The following is a 22603-nucleotide window of genomic DNA, read 5'->3' on the forward strand; positions in this document are numbered from 1 at the left end:
ACCTTACTTGTTGATAACCTTTTTGCCACGGTAGAAACCTTCAGCAGTCACGTTGTGACGTAGGTGAGTTTCACCTGAAGTTGCGTCTACAGAAAGTGCAGCTGTAGTTAGCGCATCGTGTGAACGACGCATACCACGCATTGAACGTGACTTCTTGCTCTTTTGTACGGCCATTGACCCTACTCCTTTGTCTTAGCTTGAAACGATTTATCGTTTTAAACTTTTTAAAACATCAAACGGATTCGGTTTTGTTTCCTCAATTTCTTCAGGAATCTCACCAAACACCATATTATTTGAGTTAACGTTACAGTCCGCTTCGTCATGCATTGCTATCTGAGGCAATCCAAGGATGAACTCGTCTTCAACAAGTTGAATCAGGTCTAATTCACCGTACTCGTTCAGATCTACCAAATCGTACGCTTCGGGTGCTTCAGCCTCACTTTTCTCACTATAAGGAGTATAAGTGAACTGAACTTCGCATTCATGTGCGAAAACCTGGTTACAACGTTGACACTCTAAATCAACTTCGACGTTAGCTTTACCAGAGATAACGACGAGTCGCTGTTCATCAAGCCCAAATGACAATGAGACTTGCGCGTCACGTTTTACGCCTTCAGTTGATTCACCTAAACGCTTTAAAAGACTGATTTGAATGATACCATTCACATCAAGACGTTTTTGAGCAGATTTAGCGGGATCAACCGTTCGCGGTATTTTTACCTTTTGCATAGGGCGCGAATTCTATCTTCCAAATCATTTTTAGTCAAAGAAAAAGGACAAAAAGTTAGACTTTTTTTCCTTTCTAGCGAGAGTTCTATGGTTCAGTGGAAAAGATAGCTTATCCTTTCCTAAAACCCAGTAATGATTGTAAATGAAAATGCAGAATTACCAACTACTATTAGCGTCAACATCACCATTTCGCCAACAGTTGCTCAATAAATTAGCAGTTCCATTCTCTACCGTTGAACCAAACTGCGATGAAACACCATTTGTCAATGAAACTCCGATTGAATTGGTGCAGCGATTGGCGAAACAAAAAGCGGAATCATGCCAAACAGATGGAGACTGCCTTATTATTGGCAGCGACCAGGTTTGCGTCATTGATGGTGAAATAGTCGGCAAACCACTTTCACATCAGAACGCAATTGAACAATTAACCCGCCAAAGCGGTAAAGCTATTCAATTTTATACTGGCCTTGCCTTACATAATACCAAGACCAAACAAACACAAGTTTGTCTTGATACTTTCACTGTGCACTTTCGTCATTTAAGTGAGCAGCAGATTGCTCGTTATGTCGAAAAAGAGCAGCCTTATTACTGTGCAGGTAGTTTCAAAAGTGAGGGGCTTGGCATTGCACTATTTGAACGCCTTGAGGGAAAAGACCCAAACACTCTCGTGGGTTTGCCTTTGATTGATCTGATTGATTTATTAGAGCAACAAGGGTTCGCCGTTTTATAACAAGATGCTATCAAGATCAGATGTCTTACCGACGGACATGACACCAATAGAAAAAGCCGCATCAACAATGCGGCTTTATTCATTAGGCTCTAGTGCGATCTAAACATTACGATTTTTGACGTAGACCAGTCAGCACTCTTTCTAACTGTTTTTCCATCGGAGCGCTGATATCCATGGCTTGCTCACTGCCTGGGTGAGTAAACTTGATATTTGCAGCATGAAGAAACAATCGATTCAAACCAACGTCTGCTGTGTATGCATCAAAGCGACGGTCACCATAACGGTCATCCCATGCGATAGGATGGCCGACATATTGGCTATGAACGCGAATTTGGTGTGTTCGACCAGTAATTGGACTGGCTTGAACTAGCGTTGCATTGGCAAACTTTTCCAATATTTTGAAACGCGTTTCTGATGCCTTACCGTTTGGGTTTACTCGAACAATACTGTTTACTTCATTTTTTAGTAACGGCGCATTAACGACTTTACAGCTCGTTTTCCACTCTCCCATCACCAAAGCAAAATAGTATTTTTGCACTGTTTTTTCGCGAAACTGAGCTTGGAGATGACGCAACGCAGAGCGTTTTTTTGCAACCAGTAAAATACCTGAGGTATCACGGTCAATACGGTGAACTAATTCTAAGAAGCGAGCTTGTGGACGCAAAGCTCTAAGTGCTTCTATCGCCCCAAATTTTAAACCACTACCACCATGGACCGCTGTGCCTGATGGTTTGTTTAAAATCAGCATATGCTCATCTTCATAAATGATCATATGTTCCAACTCTGCCACTTTATTAAGTTTGGTGCTTGGTGCTGCGTCTTCAACTTTTTCCTCTATTGTTACAGGAGGAATGCGAACAACGTCGCCAGCCGCAAGTTTATACTCCGCTTTAATGCGTTTTTTATTTACTCGAACTTCGCCTTTTCGCAAAATTCGATAAACCATACTTTTAGGGATGCTCTTTAATTGGTTGCGCAAGAAGTTATCAATACGCTGACCAGCCATGTCTTCATCTATATCGATGAACTGGACTTTAGTTCTAATTTCGTTCATTGCGCCATTCTATCATTCAATATTGCGTAATATCACATTTTCTACATAACATCTTTGACGTTTACTTAAGTTGCTTAGGTTTCTGCTTGGTTGCGGACAAATTTTCACCGACCCAATTAAGAACCCTTCAAATAGTCCGATATTTTCTTTTTAAACAAATAGTTATTTTTCAAAAAAATGAAAGTTTCTCTGTTTTATTATAAAGCAGATTGCTGACTTTACTGGGTGCTGCTATAGTTCACACCTGCTATAAGTGATTCGATTGCATTTTACACGAACCGATTCATTTTAGAGCAAGATAATGAGTAGTTAGCTAATTGGTCAAAAATGCTGCATACGGCGTAAGACACTTTTGGAATTAGTAATCTTGTTGCTCTACTCATCGACTTTCATGTTGAGTATATTCCGCTGAGATAGCGGCTCACAAGCGAAACCGTTTGTGAAGACTGGAGTGCCCACGAGCATCCCTCCAGCCGGGAGGCTGCACCGATGAAACCATGGGATCAGGCACCGTGAAAACGAACCGAAGCAACAAGCGCCAAAAACGAAAGAATGACAACGAGATATATAAATGAAAAGAATGCTAATCAACGCAACTCAAAAAGAAGAGTTGCGTGTTGCTTTAGTAGATGGTCAACGACTATATGATTTGGACATTGAAAGCCCAGGTCATGAATCTAAAAAAGCAAATATCTACAAAGGACGTATCACTCGCATCGAACCAAGTCTAGAAGCGGCTTTCGTCGACTACGGTGCAGAAAGACACGGCTTCCTTCCACTTAAAGAAATTGCCCGCGAATATTTCCCAGAAGGTTACACTTACCAAGGTCGTCCTAGCATTAAAGAAGTGCTAACTGAAGGCCAAGAAGTAATTGTTCAAGTTGAGAAAGAAGAGCGAGGCAGTAAAGGTGCAGCTTTAACCACGTTTATTTCTTTAGCAGGTAGCTACTTAGTTCTAATGCCTAATAACCCTCGAGCTGGCGGTATTTCACGTCGAATTGAAGGTGATGAGCGTACACAACTAAAAGCAGCACTAAGCACTTTAGAACTACCACAAGGTATGGGCTTAATCGTTCGTACTGCAGGTGTTGGGAAGTCAGCTGAAGAACTTGAATGGGACTTAAACTATCTTCTTAATCACTGGGGTGACATCAAAGTTGCATCAGAATCTAAGACAGCACCATTCTTAATTTATCAAGAAAGTAACGTTATTGTTCGTGCAATTCGTGACTATCTACGTCGTGATATCGGCGAAATTCTGATTGATAGCAATACCATTTTCGAATTAGCTCAGCAGCACATTCAGCGCGTTCGCCCTGATTTTGTTAGCCGTGTGAAGAAATACGATGGTGAAGTTCCGCTATTTAGTCATTACCAAATTGAAAGCCAAATCGAATCAGCGTTCCAACGTGAAGTTCGTTTACCTTCTGGTGGTTCAATCGTTATTGACCCAACAGAAGCTTTAACTTCTATCGATATTAACTCAGCTCGTGCTACAAAAGGCGGCGACATCGAAGAAACAGCACTAAACACCAACTTAGAAGCAGCCGATGAAATTGCACGTCAATTACGTCTACGCGACTTAGGTGGCCTTGTTGTTATCGACTTTATCGATATGACGCCAGTTCGTCACCAACGTGAAGTAGAAAACCGTTTACGTGATGCTGTCCGTATGGATCGCGCTCGCGTGCAAATTGGTCGAATTTCTCGATTTGGTCTACTTGAGATGTCTCGTCAACGCTTGAGCCCGTCTCTTGCCGAAGCAAGCCACCATATTTGTCCTCGTTGTACGGGTACTGGCGTGGTTCGTGATAATGAGTCTCTTGCTCTATCTGTTCTTCGTTTAATTGAAGAAGAAGCTCTAAAAGACAATACAACGCAAGTACTTGCGATTGTTCCTGTACCTATTGCTTCTTACTTATTGAATGAAAAACGTCGTTCAGTGAATCACATCGAACGCAATCAAGAAGTAAAAGTAACGGTTGTTCCTAATTCAGATATGGAAACACCTCACTTTGAAGTTGTGCGCGTACGTGAGGGCGAAGAGCTTGATCTACTATCTTACTTGTTGCCACAAAAGCTTGATGCTATCAAAGAAGCAGAAGGTCGTGACATTCCAGACGTAGAAATTAAGCCTAAGAAAATTGAAGAGCCAGCCCTAAAAGGTTTTGCTACTTCTGCTCAGCCTGTTGCTCCAGCACCGGCTCCAGCACCGGCTCCAGCGGCGAAAGCTCCTGCTCAGAAAGAAACTACTGATGACGCTAAACCTGGCATTATCTCTCGTTTCTTCAAAGCATTAAGCGGTTTCTTATTTAGTTCAGAAGCTAAGACTGAAAAACAAGAAGAAACCAAGCCTCAAGAGCGTGAGAAACGCAATAACAACCGCAACCGTCGTAATCGCAATGATCAACGCCGTCGTGGTGGCCGTGATGATAATCGCGACAATCGCAACGACAATCGTAACGATAGCCGCGAAGACAATCGTGATAACAACCGAGATGGTAATCGCGATAACAATCGTGACGGTAGCCGTGATAATCGCAACGATAACCGCCGTAACAAGCCAAATCGTGACCGTGATGAGAACGTTACAGACGCGAGAGCAAACGACCGTAAGCAGCAAACTCGTAAGCCAAAGCAAGAACGTCGTCCAAAACGTGATGATGCAAAAGCAAACAAGCTAGCTGAAGAAGGTCAAAAACTTGCTGCTGACGCGCAAAAAGCAGACAACATTGAAACCGCAAACGTCGCTATCGTTGAAGAAAAAACAGCGAAAGTGAAAGAGCGTCGCCAACGTCGTAAGCTTTCTAAGCAAATTCGCGTAAAAGACCAAGTAACAACTCAAGCTGAACAAGAGCAAGACGTTAAGCAAGTACAAGCTGAAGCGATCTCTGAACAGGTTGAGCAAATTGTTGATGCTGTCGAGGATGACTCAGAGCAACAACCTAAACAACGTCGTAACCGTCGTTCACCTCGTCACCTACGTGCAAGTGGTCAACGCCGTCGCCGTGGTCGTGATCGTCGCCCTAACCCATTCCGTCTACGCAAAGGTGGTGTTGCATCACCAGAAATGGCGATGGGTAAAGTGATGCCTCGTTTTGACTTGAAGCCAATGTCTAAGCCTCAAGCACAATTCGAAGAGAACACGCAGGTTGAACAAGCTGTTGTTAAGGCTGATGCAAACACAGAGACAAACACAACGTTAGGTGGCTTTGCTTGTCCAGAAATGGCGATGGGTAAAGTGATTATTCGTCATGAAGAAAACTCTGTGACTGTAGATACGAACATTCAAACTGAAGCAGTAGTTGAAGTCGCAGCAGAAATGCCAGCAACTGAAGCTGTTGTGGAAAACGTAGTTGAAGAAGTTGCTGTAGCAACAACAGAAACAACTGACGTAGAAATCGTAACTGAAACAGCCGTAAAAGACGCTGTTGTAGCAAACATCATCCCTGAAGAGATGGTTTCTACAATCACCGCAGAAGAAACAACACAAGAAGTTGTTGATGCTCCTGTTGAGATTGAAACTGTCCCTGCGGTAGTAGCAAGTACCATCGTTGAAGCAATTGCGACAACGAAAGGCCACGCTTGTGCTCCAATGGCAAAAGCACCAGGTATGAGTGAACTCAAAGAGATCACTGTTAATGCTGCGCCTCTGCGCGAGCAACGCTATACACAACTAGGCGCTGGTAGCCAAGTTGCACGTAGCCAAGCTGGTGCTGCAATGACTAAGCCACAGTTCTAAGACTGTTCGCTTAAATAAGAAAAGGCTGCTATCACTAGCAGCCTTTTCTATGTCCACTGAATCGGTATCTGCTTAATCTCCGAACAAAATCGATTAATCATCAAATAATCACGACAAAATGACGACCCTTCTGGTCTTACGAGTCTGTCACAATTATTAAACAATCACTGGTTGTTTATTGAACTTAATCACACTTTTCGGTAGCATTCACCTACTCAATCTGAATATGACATTGTTTCTTCTGCTCTTTTATTTCTTGCTTTAGTAGTCGACTTTTCGTATTTCAGAATACATTCACTTATTACAAGCAAAACTGAGCAAACATGTTCGAATTCCCACAATTTTCAAAACATTCTATAAAAAACGATGTGTTATCAGGCCTGACTGTCGCACTTGCGTTGGTACCTGAAGCTGTTGCCTTTGCCTTTGTTGCTGGCGTTGACCCTATGGTTGGCCTTTATGCCGCCTTTATTGTTGGTCTTATTACCTCGATTTTCGGTGGTCGTCCTGGAATGATTTCAGGTGCTACTGGCGCAATGGCTGTTGTTATGGTTGCCCTTGTTGCCTCTCATGGTGTGCAATACCTTTTTGCCGCTGTTATGTTAGCGGGCATACTTCAAATTACTGCAGGTATTCTAAAGCTCGGTAAATTTATCCGCATGGTTCCACACCCGGTAATGATTGGCTTTGTTAATGGTCTTGCTATCGTTATCTTTCTTGCCCAGCTTGGACAATTTAAAGCACCGGATATCAATGGAGTTCTGACTTGGCTACCAACTGATCAGATGATGTTAATGCTTGGCTTAGTTGCATTAACCATGGCTATTATTCACTTCTTGCCAAAGCTAACCACGGCTGTACCCTCTTCTCTAGTCGCGATTGTGACTGTCACCGCTTTAGTGGTTGGTTTTGATTTAGATACTCGCACGGTTGTCGACTTCCTACGCACTATGTCTGGTGATGAAGCAGCGACGTTAGCAGGCACACTGCCGACGTTCTCGATTCCAACAGTTCCATTTACCTTAGAAACGTTCATTATCATCTTACCTTACGCGGTAATTCTTGCGGCTATTGGTTTAATCGAATCATTACTAACACTTACTGTATTAGACGAAATGACTAACTCACGTGGCCAATCAAACCGTGAATGTGTTGGTCAAGGTCTTGCTAACGTAACGTGTTCTGTATTTGGTGCTATGGGTGGCTGTGCCATGATTGGCCAATCGATGATCAACGTGAACTCTGGCGGTCGTGGTCGTTTATCGGGTATCGTTGCGGCTGTGATGTTACTTATTTTCATCTTGTTTGCATCATCACTAATTGAAATGATCCCACTAGCAGCCCTTGTTGGTGTTATGTTTATGGTGGTTATTGGTACATTTGAATGGGCGACCTTTAAACTTGCGCGTCGCGTACCAAAACAAGACTTTTTCGTTATCGTTTTAGTTACCGTCGTCACTGTATTGACTGACCTTGCGGCCGCGGTAGCTGTTGGTGTGATTGCTTCGGCATTGATGTTTGCTTGGGAGCACGCAAAGCACATCTATGCATCAAGTAAAACGAATGAAGATGGAGTAAAAGAATACAAAATTCACGGCCCTATCTTTTTTGGTAGCGCGGCGAACTTTCTAGAGTTATTCAATCCAAAAGATGATCCTAGCGATGTTATTGTCGATTTTGCTCATTCACGAGTTACAGATCACTCTGCGATTGAAGCTATTGAAACATTGGCTGAACGTTACTCTGCAGTAGGTAAAACACTGCACCTACGTCATCTAAGCCAAGACTGCCGTGCTCTTTTGCATAAAGCGGGTAGTCTTGTTGAGATCAATGTAAAAGAAGATCCAAGCTACAAAGTAGCAACGGATGTTCTCGCTGGCTAAATCATTAAACATTGATCGCGTTCATCAGGCATAAATTAAAAAGCTTCTCTAGGGAAGCTTTTTTCTTACCCAGAAATTGGTATGTCATACTCACATGACCTAAACAATTAATACATCCTCAAAAATCAGACGAAAAAAAACCGGGATTTTTTATTTCCCGGTTTCTGCAATTTATTTAATTAGCTTATCAAGCTTTTGGCCCAGTATTTCTAAACGCCAACCTTGCATCAAATCTGGCAAACGAGATTCATCGCGATTACGCTTCCATACCCAACTGATAATCTGGTTCAATTGTTTCTTTGATGCCAAAAATTCCGTTGCTAGCCCACTCGACTGTGACGCGACTTTGACTTCATCTTTTAGCGTTTTAAATAACTGCTTATAGCCTGGAAGATCCATCAAACGCTCAATTTTCGCAGGATAAGCATCTGCGGGTACATCACGAGCTTCTTTCACAATTGAAATAATACGAGCACTGTGACGCTGAACAGAACGAGGATCCATACCCTCCTGCTCCATACGCTGACGATTTTGAATACCTAAGCGAGCGACGGTTAAAAGATCGTTTTCTTTAAATATAAAATTCAGCGCTAAGTCACGACGAATAGCTTCTTTAACTCGCCATGTTGCTAGCGGTTTTAGCGTCGCAAGTTCACGAGGATTTAGCTGCCATGCACCTTTAATATCAAGGTAAGCATTAGCAAAATCGACATTTTTAACGCGTTTCGCAGCAATTAGCTTACTTTCTTGCTGAGCGGCTTCCCACCATCCAGCGACTTGAATCTCTTCCAGTAACTTTGTATACAGTGGAAGTAGGTAGAATACGTCTGCTGATGCGTAATCTAGCTGTTTGTCAGAAAGGGGACGAGCTAACCAGTCGGTTCTTGATTCACTTTTATCTAACTCAATCGAGAGATAGTTTCCAACCAAAGAGGCAAAGCCAGTCGATAGTCCATGACCTAAAAATGCCGCCATGATTTGTGTATCAACCATTGGTGTTGGTAGACAACCAAAACTATTGTGAAAAACCTCAAGATCCTCACCACACGCATGCAACACTTTTAATACGTTCGTATTGCTGAGTAGTTGAGCAAATGCACTCATATCTTCAATCGCCAAAGGGTCGATTAAAGAAAGGTGCTCACCATCAAACAGCTGGATAAGGCCAAGTTGTGGGTAATAGGTGCGGGTCCGAACAAACTCAGTGTCAAGCATAACGGTGCTAACTTGCTGCGCTTGCTGACAAACCTGCTCTAATTGTTGTTGCGTTGTTATGATTTGATAGTTCACTAATTTCTCGCTGTGAGCAAATAAAAATGCCGACGGTTATCATCGTCGGCATTTTACCATTAATTGTTCAGTATTGCTGATTATTGCGCAATTTTGTCAGTTACGCTTGAGCAGCTTTAGCAATATTTGCATCATTCTCTTCGCGCAATTCACGGCGTAAGATTTTACCGACATTCGTTTTCGGTAAGTCTTCTTTAAACTCTACCAATTTCGGTACTTTATAGCCTGTTAAGTGCTGACGACAATGAGCAATCACTTCTTCTTTAGTCAAACTAGGATCGCGTTTTACAACGTAGATCTTCACCATTTCACCAGAAACTTCGTGAGCTTGACCAATAGCTGCTACTTCTAATACTTTGCCATGTAGCGCAACTACATCTTCGATTTCATTTGGGTAGACATTGAAGCCAGAGACTAAGATCATGTCTTTCTTACGGTCAACAATATACAGTAAGCCTTCATCATCAAATTTAACGATATCACCAGTCGATAACCAACCATCTTCAGTGAGCACTTCTTTTGTTGCTTCTGGACGCTGCCAATATCCCTGCATCACTTGAGGGCCACGAACTTGTAGCTCGCCCACTTCAGTATTTGGTAATACCTGGCCTTCATCATCAACAATACGAACTTCTGTTGATGGTACAGGAAGACCGATAGCTCCAGTATAATCCGTTAGATCATATGGGTTACCTGTTACAAGCGGAGAACACTCAGTAAGACCATAACCCTCAAGTAAATGAATACCTGTAATTTTCTTCCACTGTTCTGCAACTGCTCGTTGAACCGCCATACCACCACCAACTGACAGTTTTAGATTGCGGAAATTCAACTCATGGAAATCTTCATTATTTACCAACGCATTAAATAGTGTATTCACACCTGTAATCGCAGTAATTGAGTATTTTTGAAGTTCTTTAATAAAGCCAGGGATATCGCGCGGGTTAGTAATAAGCAGGTTATTACCACCAATCTCGATAAATAGCAGACAGTTTACAGTCAAAGCAAATACATGGTACAGCGGCAATGCCGTTACCACTAATTCACGACCTTCGGAAAGAACTGGACCGTATGCCCCTTTCGCCTGAATCACGTTTGCAATCATGTTGCGGTGAGTCAGAATAGCACCCTTAGCGACGCCCGTTGTACCGCCAGTGTATTGCAAAAATGCAATATCATCACCTGACATGAACGGCTTGACATATTGCAGTCTACGACCCTTGTGTAACGCTTTTCGCATTGAAATTGCGCCAGGCAAATCGTACTTAGGTACCATGCCTTTAACATATTTCACCACAAAGTCGACAATGGTTCCTTTCGCACGTGGCAGCATCTGACCAAGACTGGTCAAAACAACATGCTTCACTGTTGTGTTTTCAACAACTTGCTCAAGTGTGCTTGCGAAGTTAGAGACAATCACAATCGCCTTTGCACCAGAGTCATTCAATTGATGCTCTAGCTCACGAGGAGTGTATAGCGGGTTGACATTCACAGCAATTAAGCCTGCACGTAACACACCAAACAGAGCAACAGGATATTGCAGTAAGTTTGGCATCATCAACGCTACACGATCGCCTTTCTGAAGCTTAAGATCATTTTGTAGATAGGCTGCAAATGCACGACTACGCTCTTCCAATTTACGGAAGGTCATTACTGAGCCCATATTCATGAAAGCGGGTTGATCGGCATATTTCTGAACAGACTGCTCGAACATTTCTACCAATGACGGGTATTGGTCTGGGTTAATCTGTTCAGGCACGTCACTTGGATAACGTGATAACCAAGGTTTATCCACAATATTACTCCTCGAAAAAGACTGGCGTTATAAATCATAGGAACGTCGTTTCAATCATCAATACATGATGCGTTCTTCTATTTTTGATATTACAACACAGGCAAAGTGTTCGAGCACGAAACACTCAAACACTTGTTTAAATTTTGTTAACCAAGCCAAGAATTAGATCACATACTCTAGAAGACTGCTGTAAATGGCAGTGATGCCCACCGGCGATCACCTCGATTGCAGCATGAGATTGAGTATGAGGTTCACTCTGTTGAAGATGGGCAAATCCCTCTTCTCCAAGAATGACAAGTTGTGGGCAAGTAATCTGTTGACGAAATTGTTCCGCACTATCTACAGACATTCGATACAGAGAATCACTTTGCAAATAAGTATCATGACGCCAATACCATCGCTCCTCACGCTGTTCAAGACCGCGTTTAACAATAGGAGCTATGAGTTCAGGCTGGATATTATTTACTTTTGCGCGTCTCTCAATGGCATCTTGTATTGATGTCATTGCTCGCAATGGCTTACGACGGATCCGTTGTCGACTTATCACACCATCTCTTAATCTTTTTACAGAATTAAGTGGTGATTCCGCCAATGGCCCATTACCCTCTATTTGAACTAATCCTGCGACTTGCTCAGGAAAGGCGGCACTATAGCAACTTGCAATCAAAGCACCAAGCGAATGTCCTACTAGCACCCGTTTGTTTGGTGATAAATTAGCCAACACTTGGTAAACATCGTCTATATAGTCATGAAAAGGATAAAAATGATCACCTATTTTATGCTCAGAATGACCATGTCCAGGTAAATCGATTGCGCACAAATGAATGCTAGGTGAACTGGAAGCTAATTCGGATAAGATAGTTAAAAAACTCGCCGCATTATCGAGCCAACCATGGAGGAAAATAATCGAAATATCGGAAATTTCTGCATTACCATATTCCAAGGCATGGATCTGCCCACTTTTGAGCGAGTATTGCGTTTCTCGTAACATTATTTCACTTCTTGAATTACTCGCCCCTCGCGAGACATAGAACGAATGTCACGGCAATGTATGCTATAGCATGGGTAATAGTAACTATCCCAGTCATACATCACGACTCGCTCTTCTACACGCCATAAATGAAAGTGGGAAATATCCATAACGGGAAAGGTATAACTATATTCCCCCACTTTACTATCTTCCGTTCCATTAGACTGACCTAACACTGTAATCAGACGCCCGTCTTGAAGTGTTACAGGATCAACGAACCCATTAATATAACCGACAAAACGACCATTAGGCTCCTGGCTAATATCTGGTTTGCCACTCGCATTAATAGGGAGATTAACGACTTCTATTCGGGTTTTAGTTTCTAGATTAGTCACTTTCGCAATCACGCCACCAAGACGTAACTGATTAAGTTGCTCTGGATTTGCTTGCCACTCGCTATAGCGAGTCACGATATCAGGATTGTCGGATTTTAATGATTCAGGAAGTGAGCTACAGGCAGATAGGAAAAAGAGACTTAATAGTAAAATTAGTGATTTTTTCATAATACATTCTCCTACATTAAATTATTCCTTACTCTCCTGCATATGCCGGGTAAGCAATAAGAATGGCATTCAAATATAAATATCGACCCCAAGCAGTTGAGTTAGTTCATCTCGTTTCGCTTGATTTAGAACTCGCATATATTCTTCGAGTGCTTTTCTACTTCGCCCCTCAGGTAAATCATAATGAACTTGTGCACGATGGAGCTGTGATTCACTTACATGACGAATAGTATGGGCGACGGCATTTGCTACCTTAGAAGGTTGACTAGGAGAGTCATTTAAACCCAACTGTCTGATGTCACTCTTCTTATTGGTTCGGTTCGCTTTCTTTGGACCCGAAATTTGAGGAGGTAACCCGCTAATTGATACCATACTATTCACTCCTAGTTATATCCAAGGCGAGTTGATCAGGTTCATAGAAAACGTTATCTAAGGACCTAACCATTCTCGCGAAACCCAGTATCTCGAGGTTACTTGGGTTTAGATATTATTCTCTGCCAGGTAATTTCTTCCATGTCACCGTATCGCGCAAATAAACAGGGCTTGCCTCTTCTGCTGATACTGTATTCCCTTTTTCCAATTCAAATTTTGCGATATGCACCATATCTTCGGCGTCAGGGAAAAGTACATCACTCGCTTTACAAGTTAATGGCAACGTATTCAGTTGCTCGTATGCATCCCAACCCGTCCCAGCGGTGTACCATGTATCACTATCAGCAACCATATCACTAACAAGCAAAGATGGGGCGATAACGCATTCGGCATCTTGTGCCAACCAAGAACCATCGTTCTGACGCACATAACGTCCCCAATACACTTCACTCATACGAGCATCAATAGCTGTAGCAACGTGCGTCGCACCGTGCTTACGGTAACAACCTTGCGCCATTGCTTCCAAGGTTGATACACCAATCAAAGGTAAATCAGCGCCAAATGCTAAACCTTGTGCAATACCAATACTTATACGTACACCGGTAAAACTTCCTGGACCACGACCAAAAGCGAGAGCATCCAGTTCAGCAAGTGTAATACCCGCTTCTTTCAGAACTTCATCAACCATTGGTAGAATTTTTTTCGTGTGATCACGTGGTGCAACTTCACTGCGTACGTACACTTTGTCATCAACGAGTAAAGCAACAGAACAATTTTCAGTTGCTGTGTCTAGGGCAAGAATTTTTGCGCTCATGTATATCTCTAATTAGTCTGTTGTTTGTGAAATTTGTTTTAGAAAGTCTTGAACTTTACTAAGGTCTCTCGTTCTTGGAATCGGCGGTAAACTGGCTAAAAACACCCCACCATAATCACGAGTGACAATACGATTATCGCAGATAATCAGCACACCTTTATCCTTTTTATCTCGGATCAAGCGCCCAACACCTTGCTTAAGAGTGATCACCGCATCGGGTAATTGAACCTGTGCAAACGGATCCCCACCTTTTAAACGACAATCTTCAATGCGAGCCTTTAGCAATGGATCGTCCGGAGCTGTAAAAGGAAGCTTATCGATAATAACACAGCTCAGCGTATCACCTCTAACATCAATGCCCTCCCAAAAAGCCCCCGTCGCGACCAATAAAGCGTTACCTAGCTCCATGAACTCTGCCAACGTTTTTTGTTTGCTGGTTTCACCTTGCATGAGAACCGGTATCGACAATTGCTCACGAAAGCGTTCGCCCAATTCTCGCATCATATTATGTGACGTACATAAAAAGAAACAACGTCCCTGGTTTTGCTCAATTACCGGTCCTAACATGGAAACCAGTTTATCTGCTAAGCCGGGGCTATTAGGTTCAGGCAAATAACGAGGCACACATAATTGTGCTTGGGTTTGGTAATCAAACGGACTAGGCAACGAAAATTCTGCTTGCGGCTTTAACCCTAAACGAGCAGTAAAATGGCCAAAATCATCATTAACAGCCAGTGTTGCTGAAGTGAATACCCAAGCACCTTGTTTCAGTTCAATTTGTTCATGAAATTTATCCGCCACCGTCAGTGGGGTAATATGCAACGTAAAATGACGCGGCGTTGTATCGAACCAATAAGAATAACCGGTAATGGAAACATCGCAGGCTCTCACTATGCGATTTTTAACCGTATTAGCCCGCTCAAAAGCACTATCGAGAATTTGACTACGACCTAGCGCGAGTTTAAGCACATCGATAGTAAAATCGATGGTTTCCATTAAACGTTCCATCTCTCTAGAGATCGTCGGTGATTTTAACGCTTCACGCCAATTGCCACGAAAATTAGTATCACCAAGAATAATGCGTATATCAGAAGCCGTTTGTACTAGCTTTTCGCTCACTTTCTGCAATTGACGCATATCTTTTGCTTCGGTGCGATAACCAATTTCGATATCTTTTGCCAGCTCTTGTATTTGGCGACTAGAGACTGACTGACCAAAATATTGACTGGCGATATCGGGAAGCTGATGAGCTTCATCGAAAATAAATACATCTGCTTCGGGTATTAACTCCCCAAAGCCTGTCTCTTTAATTGCCAAATCTGCGAAAAATAAGTGATGGTTAACGACGACAACATCTGCATCCAGTGCTCGCTTTCTCGCTTTCAGAACAAAACAGTCAGTATAACTAGGGCAATCTTTACCTAAGCAATTATCGTTGGTTGAAGTAATAGATGGGATCACAGGGCTATCTTCAGCAATCGCATCACACTCGCCTAAGTCCCCTGTTTTAGTCGTAGAAACCCAACTGCGAACTTTAACTAACTGACTCAATAAAGCCGGATCAGCTGTATGGCTGTGGCTTTCAAGAATTTGACGGCTTAAACGATCCAAGCAAAGATAATTCGATCGCCCTTTTAATAAAGCAACCTGGCCATAAAAGCCGAGTGCACTGACCATTAAAGGAAGATCGCGGTGAAAAAGCTGCTCTTGGAGGTTTTTTGAACCTGTACTAATGATCGTTTTCTTACCACTCATTAATGCCGGAACTAAATAAGCAAAGGTTTTTCCCGTTCCTGTTCCAGCCTCAATAACAAGCTGACTCTGTGTTTCAATCGCTTTTGCTACAGCTTCAGCCATATCAAGTTGTGCTTGTCTAGGTTGAAATCCGGGAATCGCTTTACCTAGTGCGCCATCCGCAGAGAAAGTTTTCGATATCATACTTATGCTGTGTCAAGAATTATGCGCTCATCATATCATTCACCGTCTCTAATGAGCAGAAAAAGCGCCATCAGTAGATATTGTTCTGAACATTCTCAATCTCTCTATGAAAAAGTTCAGTTCTTCTACGTAACACGCTTCAAATAGCAGGGACACAGTGAAAACTTAATTAAAAAGCCGGCAAATTGGTTTTACGCTGATTAATTGTTGAAACCAATGTGATATTAGTTTAATTGTTAACCTATGGGTGGAATTCCATTCACTTTTCAGAAGCTCTGAAAGTTTCACATTACAAAAACAATAATCATGGAAGTACATTGTAAATGGAAAAGAAAATACTACTAACTCATTGCTCCGATGCGCCTGGGCTCATCTCAAAAATAACTAACATTTGTTATAAACATCAACTCAATATCGTTCATAATAGTGAGTTCGTTGATTACGCTAGTGGGCACTTTTTCATGCGTACCGAGTTGGAGGGGTATTTTAACGACACCACTTTTCTCGCCGATCTTGATCAAGCGCTACCCACTCGAGCAAAACGTTCATTGGTCGGTTCAGGCCGCAAAAAAGTCGTCATCTTAGTGACAAAAGAGGCTCACTGCTTAGGTGACATTCTGATGAAAACCTATGATGGTAGTTTGGATGTCGACATTGCCGCCGTCGTTGGTAACTATGATAAACTGCAAAACCTGACAGAAAAATTTGATATTCCATATCACTGTGTCAGCCACGATAATCTAACCAGAGAAGAGCACGAAGAGAAACTGCTTGAAGTTATTGATGCTTACCAAGCTGACTACATTGTTCTCGCTAAGTATATGCGTGTGCTCACCCCTACATTTGTAGAAAAATATCAGCACAGAATCATCAACATTCATCACAGTTTTCTTCCTGCATTTATTGGGGCAAAACCTTATCAACAAGCCTACGATCGTGGAGTCAAAATCATTGGTGCAACGGCTCACTTTGTTACCAACGATCTCGACGAAGGCCCAATCATTAAACAAGATGTTATTCCTGTCGACCATACATTCAGCGCTGCTGATATGGCGCAAGCCGGGCGCGATGTTGAGAAGAGTGTACTGAGCAAAGCTCTTACAAAAGTGGTTAATGACCATGTGTTTGTTTATGGGAATAAAACCGTCATTCTTTAACTAAAAAGACCTCCAATTTGGAGGTCTTTTTACTCATGTCGAGTGATACTTTCAGTATGCGTTCTTGAAGTTAAACCTATAGTTTGACTGCTAACTCGACCCCTTGACGAATCGCTCGCACTGCATCCAATTCTCCAGCATAATCAGCACCACCGATAACATGTAGTTTCTCACCAAATTCAGCCCAGCTTTGCTCAAATGGACGCACTGATTCTTGTCCAGCACAGATGATTATCGTATCTGCGTCAAGAAGTCTCGGCTCTCCTTTTTGAGTGATGTGTAAACCACTATCATCAATTTTTTCATAACTGACGCCCCCCATTAAGCCGACACCTCGTTTTTCTAATGTACGCTTATGGATCCAACCTGTCGTTTTCCCAGGTCCTTTTCCTACGCGCCCTTGGCGACGCTGTAATACCCAAACAGTTTTATCACTAAAAGAGTCAGGATAAGGGTATAGGCCACCTGGATAGTTAATCTCTTTATCGATGCCCCATTCATACAGCCAATCATCTAGGTGATGATCCGTCGGTTCAGTTAGCATGGTTGCAATATCAACACCAATACCACCAGCACCAACAATCGCCACTTTGTTACCGACAAACGTTTTCTCTTTGATCAATGTTTGATAATCGATCACCTTACTACTCTGCGATATGCCATCAATAGCGACTTTACGCGGTTCAACGCCCGATGCGATAACAACTTCATCGTATTCGCGCAGTAAATCTGCATTCGCTTCTGTATCAAGATGCAATTTAACACCCGTTTCTTCAATTCGATTGGCAAAATAACGAATCGTCTCTCTAAACTCTTCTTTACCCGGAATTTGCATCGCTAAGCGGAACTGCCCACCAATTCGGTCACTGCGCTCAAAAAGCTCAACTTGATGTCCACGTTCTGCAAGCGTTGTGGCACAAGCTAACCCTGCAGGCCCCGCGCCAACCACTGCTATATTTTTTGACTTTACGGTTGGCTCTGCGAGCAATTCAGTTTCTCTACAAGCAAAGGGGTTCACCAAACAACTGGCTCGCTTACCTTTGAAGACATTGTCTAAGCAAGCTTGATTACAACCAATACAAGTATTAATCAGGTTAGCTTGGTCCTGCTCAGATTTTTGCACAAAATAAGGGTCCGCTAAGAACGGTCTAGCCATCGAAACCATATCCGCCTGTCCTGATGCTAGAATTTCTTCGGCATCGTGAGGCGTGTTAATACGATTGCACGTCACGATAGGAACATTGACATGTGGGCGTACTTTTTCAGTGACCCATGTAAATGCACCACGTGGGACTTGAGTTGCAATGGTCGGTATACGCGCTTCATGCCAACCGATTCCTGTATTGATGATCGTTACACCAGCCAGCTCCAATTGCTTCGCTAAGGTGACGACTTCATCAAACGTACTGCCCTCTTCCACCAAATCCAGCATCGACAAGCGGAATATGATGATAAACTTCTCACCAGCAACTTTTCGCACTGCTTTAACAATTTCTAATGGAAAACGAATACGATTTTCGTAGCTACCGCCCCATTCATCGTAGCGCATATTGGTTCGCTTACAGATGAATTGATTAAGCAAGTACCCCTCAGAACCCATGATTTCAACCCCATCATAGCCCGCTTCTTGCGCTAGTTTGGCGCTGTTTGCAAAGGCATCAATGGTTTTATAGATTTGACGTTCGCTCATTTCATTCGGAGAAAACTTCGCTATTGGCGCTTTAATGGCCGAAGCACTTTGAGCGAATGGATGCATTGCATAGCGACCCGCATGCAATATCTGTAGCGCAATTTTTCCACCATGCTTATGCACGGCCTGCGTAACAACTTTGTGTGCTTGAGCGTGCTTAGGCTTACTAAATTCAGCGCTGAAAGGATGCAATCGCCCGCGTAAATTTGGCGAAAATCCACCGGTTACAATAAGCCCGACACCACCTTTTGCACGCTCTTCATAAAACGCTGCCAATTGGCCTAAGCCGGCTTTATGCTCCTCTAAGCCAGTGTGCATAGAACCCATTAATATGCGGTTACGCAAACTGGTAAAACCGAGATCTAATGGGGCGAGTAAATGGGGATATTTGACAGACATAACTTCAGCTCTCACTCTTTCTGGTCTGACCACAATATTACGACACAAAACAAAAATCAAACATGCGTTTACATTTATATAACATTGATCATCATTTTTATTTGATGTGGGTCATTCAATGTATATACAGCTATGCTTTAGGTAGAAACTGCGCTATTGCAATGAAAAGCAACCATATTGTCATGAATTCTGACAACTTGAGCTAGCGTGATTTTTCGAGTTTCAGTAGGATGTGTGGTTCTTGGAACCAACGCGAATGTGTGAGCATCACCTGTGGCTGTCACAGCGGAGAAAAAATGAAACGAATATTCAAGTTTATTGGTATGATCTTTAAATGGATCTGGAAATTTATTACCTTTACTCGTCTCGCCTTGGCGAACCTATTTTTCCTAATTGCAGTCAGTATTATATTTTTCATCTATTCCAGTGCTGAATCACCACTGCCTATAGTCAGTAAACCCTCAGCATTAGTTTTAAATATTTCTGGCCCAATCGTCGAACAGACAACTTATGTCAATCCAATAGATTCTTTTACTGGCTCACTATTTGGTCGCGACCTACCAAAAGAGAATACGCTGTTTAATATTGTCGAAACTATTCGACACGCAAAAACTGACTCACAAATTACAGGGATAGTTTTAGCGCTACGTGATATGCCAGAAACAAATTTAACCAAGCTTCGTTACATCGCTAAAGCTCTTAATGAATTCAAAGCTTCCGGTAAACCGATCTACGCCGTGGGCGATATGTACAACCAGAGCCAATATTATCTAGCCAGTTATGCGGATAAAGTCTATTTAGCTCCTGATGGTGCCGTGCTAATTAAAGGCTATAGCGCCTACTCGATGTACTACAAAACACTATTAGAAAAAATCGATGTAAATACTCATGTATTTCGTGTCGGTACATATAAATCAGCCATAGAGCCATTCATTCGTGATGATATGTCTGATGAAGCAAAAGAATCGGCCTCTCGTTGGTTAACCCAATTATGGGGCGCTTATGTTGATGATGTGGCCAGCAATCGCGAAATTAGTGCTGAAACGCTAAACCCTACGATGGACGAGTTCCTTACGTTATTGAAGTCAACCGGTGGCGACCTCGCTGCTCTGGCTCAAAAATCTGGGTTAGTAGATGAGCTTGCGACGCGCCAACAAGTGCGTGCTGAACTTATCGATGTTTTTGGTAGCAACGGTGAAGATAGCTATAACTATGTCGACTTCTATCAATATCGCACGACCATTATTCCAGATTTTAATCTCGACAATGATGATGTGGCGATTATTGTCGCTAGCGGTGCCATTATGGATGGTATCCAATCTCCAGGAAAAGTAGGGGGCGATTCTACCGCATCGTTACTTCGTCAAGCTCGCAACGATGACAAGGTCAAAGCTGTCGTTCTACGAGTAGACAGTCCAGGAGGTAGCGCTTTTGCATCGGAAGTCATCCGTAATGAACTAGATGCATTAAAAGCAGCAGGAAAACCTGTCGTTGTTTCGATGTCTAGCCTTGCCGCGTCTGGTGGTTATTGGATCTCTATGGATGCGGACGTTATTGTCGCCCAGCCAACAACACTGACTGGTTCTATCGGTATTTTCAGCGTAATCACAACTTTTGAGAAAGGACTCAATAAGCTCGGTGTATACAGTGACGGAGTTGGAACCTCACCATTCTCTGGAATTGGGCTTACAACTGGGCTTTCACAAGGTGCATCAGATGCATTCCAGATGGGCATAGAACATGGCTACCAGCGCTTTATTTCTTTGGTCAGCCAAAGCCGAGCTATCGGGATGGATAAAATCGATCAAATAGCAGAAGGACGAGTATGGACAGGACAAGATGCTCTTAAACTTGGTTTAGTTGACAAAATGGGCGATTTTGATGATGCCATAGCCATCGCCGCTGAACTAGCACAACTCGATAGTTACAATTTGTATTGGGTTGAAGAGCCGCTTCCACCAGCGCAACAATTCATTCAAGAGTTTATGAATCAAGTCCATATTAGTCTTGGCTTAGATGCAACAACATGGATTCCAACAGCACTACAACCTGTTGCAAGCCAACTAGTTCAAGATGCGAGCCTACTTGATAGTTTTAACGATCCTAAAGGGCAATACGCTTTCTGTTTGCCCTGCCAAGTTCAGTAAACTTTCTATCACCTAATATAAACACGCCCGATACACCGGGCGTGTTCCTTTCCCACTAAGCTAGCGCCATACCTGCACAGGGTATATAATTCCGCCTCCTGTCCTCCCTACAACATTATTGGTTTCTAGCTATGCCAAGAAAACACATTTATATCGCATATACCGGTGGCACAATCGGCATGCAGAAGTCGCATGATCACGGCTACGTTCCTGTTGCTGGCTTTATGGAAAAGCAACTAGCGGCAATGCCTGAATTTCATCGCCCAGAAATGCCCGAGTTTACTATTCATGAATACGAACCACTGATCGATTCATCGGATATGACCCCAAGAGATTGGCAACAAATTGCCGATGACATTCGCGACAATTACGATAAATATGATGGTTTCGTGATTTTACATGGTACCGACACCATGGCTTATACAGCTTCAGCGTTGTCGTTCATGCTAGAAAACCTTGGAAAACCGGTTATTGTCACAGGCTCCCAAATTCCTTTGGCAGAACTTCGTTCTGATGGTCAGGCTAACTTATTAAATGCTCTACATATTGCGGCTAACTATCCGATTAATGAAGTCACTTTGTTTTTCAACAATAAACTAATGCGCGGCAATCGCAGTACCAAATCTCATGCTGACGGTTTTAATGCATTTACTTCACCTAACCTTCCTCCTCTTTTAGAAGCGGGGATTAATATTCAGGTTAGCAGCAACATCGAAGTCAATGCCAAGCCCGCTGGGGAGTTTAAAGTCCATACCATTACACCTCAACCAATTGGTGTGATTACAATGTATCCAGGCATTTCGCACGAAGTGATTCGAAATACGTTAATGCAACCAGTTAATGCAATGATACTACTCACCTTTGGTGTTGGTAATGCACCTCAAAACCCTGAATTGCTATCACATTTAAAAGAAGCATCTCAGCGTGGTGTACTCGTAGTAAACCTAACACAATGTCTTGCTGGTAAAGTGAATATGGGTGGATATGCTACAGGCTGTGCACTAGCTGAATCCGGTGTAATTAGTGGTTATGATATGACGTCAGAAGCGGCTCTCGCAAAACTGCATTTTTTACTAAGCCAAGGGCTCACTTATGAACAAGTAAAAGTAAAAATGCAGCAAGTATTACGTGGAGAAATGAGTATTTAATCTCTTCATTTCCATTAAAAAGCCGACGTTTACGTTAATGCCACTCGCTTAAGAGCGAGTGGCATTTTTATCTCTAGAGCGTGAGGGGTATTTTTGCGCTTTTTTTAGCACAGCTCTGGGGTAAGGCTTTCTTTTTCTCTTTTTAGGAAGTATTAGCCGTTTGCCATTGTCCCTCAACTCTT

Annotated in this window: 17 protein-coding genes; 6 read left to right on the forward strand and 11 right to left on the reverse strand. The window is 42.7% G+C overall.

The genetic code is table 11. The features are described 5' to 3' along the window. Positions 1-3: 3 nt before the first annotated feature. Both rpmF and yceD read right to left on the reverse strand, forming a co-directional pair. The gene (gene rpmF / locus DZ860_RS09410; protein ID WP_004737376.1) at positions 4-174 is read right to left on the reverse strand and encodes a 50S ribosomal protein L32; all 171 of its coding nucleotides are present in this window, start codon (positions 172-174) and stop codon (positions 4-6) included. Positions 175-207: 33 nt separating this feature from the next. Next, positions 208-729 (reverse strand): 23S rRNA accumulation protein YceD, encoded by a 522-nt coding sequence (gene yceD / locus DZ860_RS09415; protein ID WP_120030675.1) that lies wholly within the window; start codon positions 727-729, stop codon positions 208-210. A 148-nt stretch (positions 730-877) separates the two neighbouring features. Between yceD and DZ860_RS09420 the strand changes: the two genes are divergently transcribed. Further along, complete coding sequence (locus DZ860_RS09420; protein WP_120030702.1) at positions 878-1459, forward strand: Maf family protein; 582 nt, start codon at positions 878-880, stop codon at positions 1457-1459. 106 nt (positions 1460-1565) lie between these two features. On the opposite strand, the gene rluC is transcribed toward DZ860_RS09420, so the two are convergent. After that, a complete protein-coding gene (gene rluC / locus DZ860_RS09425) occupies positions 1566-2513 on the reverse strand; it encodes a 23S rRNA pseudouridine(955/2504/2580) synthase RluC (protein WP_120030676.1) in 948 nt (315 codons plus the stop codon). A 571-nt stretch (positions 2514-3084) separates the two neighbouring features. Between rluC and rne the strand changes: the two genes are divergently transcribed. Continuing rightward, complete coding sequence (gene rne, locus DZ860_RS09430; RefSeq protein ID WP_120030677.1) at positions 3085-6255, forward strand: ribonuclease E; 3171 nt, start codon at positions 3085-3087, stop codon at positions 6253-6255. 323 nt (positions 6256-6578) lie between these two features. Continuing rightward, on the forward strand, positions 6579-8138 hold the full coding sequence (locus DZ860_RS09435) for a SulP family inorganic anion transporter (protein ID WP_120030678.1): 1560 nt from the start codon (positions 6579-6581) through the stop codon (positions 8136-8138). Positions 8139-8309: 171 nt separating this feature from the next. Here DZ860_RS09435 and rnd read toward each other — a convergent pair whose 3' ends face one another. The 7 genes from rnd to yoaA form a co-directional block, all read right to left on the reverse strand. Continuing rightward, positions 8310-9428 carry a ribonuclease D gene (rnd, locus tag DZ860_RS09440; protein ID WP_120030679.1) on the reverse strand — a complete coding sequence of 373 codons (1119 nt, stop codon included), beginning with the start codon at positions 9426-9428 and terminating at the stop codon, positions 8310-8312. Positions 9429-9528: 100 nt separating this feature from the next. Beyond that, a complete protein-coding gene (gene fadD / locus DZ860_RS09445; RefSeq protein ID WP_120030680.1) occupies positions 9529-11223 on the reverse strand; it encodes a long-chain-fatty-acid--CoA ligase FadD in 1695 nt (564 codons plus the stop codon). A gap of 136 nt (positions 11224-11359) precedes the next feature. Next, entirely contained in the window at positions 11360-12214 is an 855-nt protein-coding gene (locus DZ860_RS09450) for an alpha/beta hydrolase (protein WP_120030681.1), read from the reverse strand. Further along, positions 12214-12756 carry a Slp family lipoprotein gene (locus DZ860_RS09455; RefSeq protein WP_120030682.1) on the reverse strand — a complete coding sequence of 181 codons (543 nt, stop codon included), beginning with the start codon at positions 12754-12756 and terminating at the stop codon, positions 12214-12216. The genes DZ860_RS09450 and DZ860_RS09455 overlap by 1 nt, the downstream gene beginning before the upstream one ends. A gap of 69 nt (positions 12757-12825) precedes the next feature. Beyond that, the gene (locus DZ860_RS09460; RefSeq protein ID WP_120030683.1) at positions 12826-13128 is read right to left on the reverse strand and encodes a chromosome partitioning protein ParA; all 303 of its coding nucleotides are present in this window, start codon (positions 13126-13128) and stop codon (positions 12826-12828) included. 115 nt (positions 13129-13243) lie between these two features. Then, complete coding sequence (tsaB, locus tag DZ860_RS09465) at positions 13244-13942, reverse strand: tRNA (adenosine(37)-N6)-threonylcarbamoyltransferase complex dimerization subunit type 1 TsaB (protein WP_120030684.1); 699 nt, start codon at positions 13940-13942, stop codon at positions 13244-13246. 12 nt (positions 13943-13954) lie between these two features. Beyond that, on the reverse strand, positions 13955-15880 hold the full coding sequence (gene yoaA / locus DZ860_RS09470) for a DNA repair helicase YoaA (RefSeq protein WP_120030685.1): 1926 nt from the start codon (positions 15878-15880) through the stop codon (positions 13955-13957). Positions 15881-16203: 323 nt separating this feature from the next. Here yoaA and purU point away from each other — a divergent pair, with 323 nt between their 5' ends. Next, entirely contained in the window at positions 16204-17037 is an 834-nt protein-coding gene (gene purU, locus DZ860_RS09475) for a formyltetrahydrofolate deformylase (protein WP_120030686.1), read from the forward strand. 76 nt (positions 17038-17113) lie between these two features. Here purU and DZ860_RS09480 read toward each other — a convergent pair whose 3' ends face one another. Then, a complete protein-coding gene (locus DZ860_RS09480) occupies positions 17114-19126 on the reverse strand; it encodes an NADPH-dependent 2,4-dienoyl-CoA reductase (protein WP_120030687.1) in 2013 nt (670 codons plus the stop codon). Between the two features lie 296 nt (positions 19127-19422). Here DZ860_RS09480 and sppA point away from each other — a divergent pair, with 296 nt between their 5' ends. Then, on the forward strand, positions 19423-21273 hold the full coding sequence (gene sppA, locus DZ860_RS09485; RefSeq protein WP_120030688.1) for a signal peptide peptidase SppA: 1851 nt from the start codon (positions 19423-19425) through the stop codon (positions 21271-21273). A gap of 131 nt (positions 21274-21404) precedes the next feature. Then, positions 21405-22421 carry an asparaginase gene (ansA, locus tag DZ860_RS09490; protein WP_120030689.1) on the forward strand — a complete coding sequence of 339 codons (1017 nt, stop codon included), beginning with the start codon at positions 21405-21407 and terminating at the stop codon, positions 22419-22421. The last annotated feature ends 182 nt before the right edge of the window (positions 22422-22603 follow it).

The organism is Vibrio sinensis, assembly GCF_003605645.1.
Classification (GTDB): domain Bacteria; phylum Pseudomonadota; class Gammaproteobacteria; order Enterobacterales; family Vibrionaceae; genus Vibrio; species Vibrio sinensis.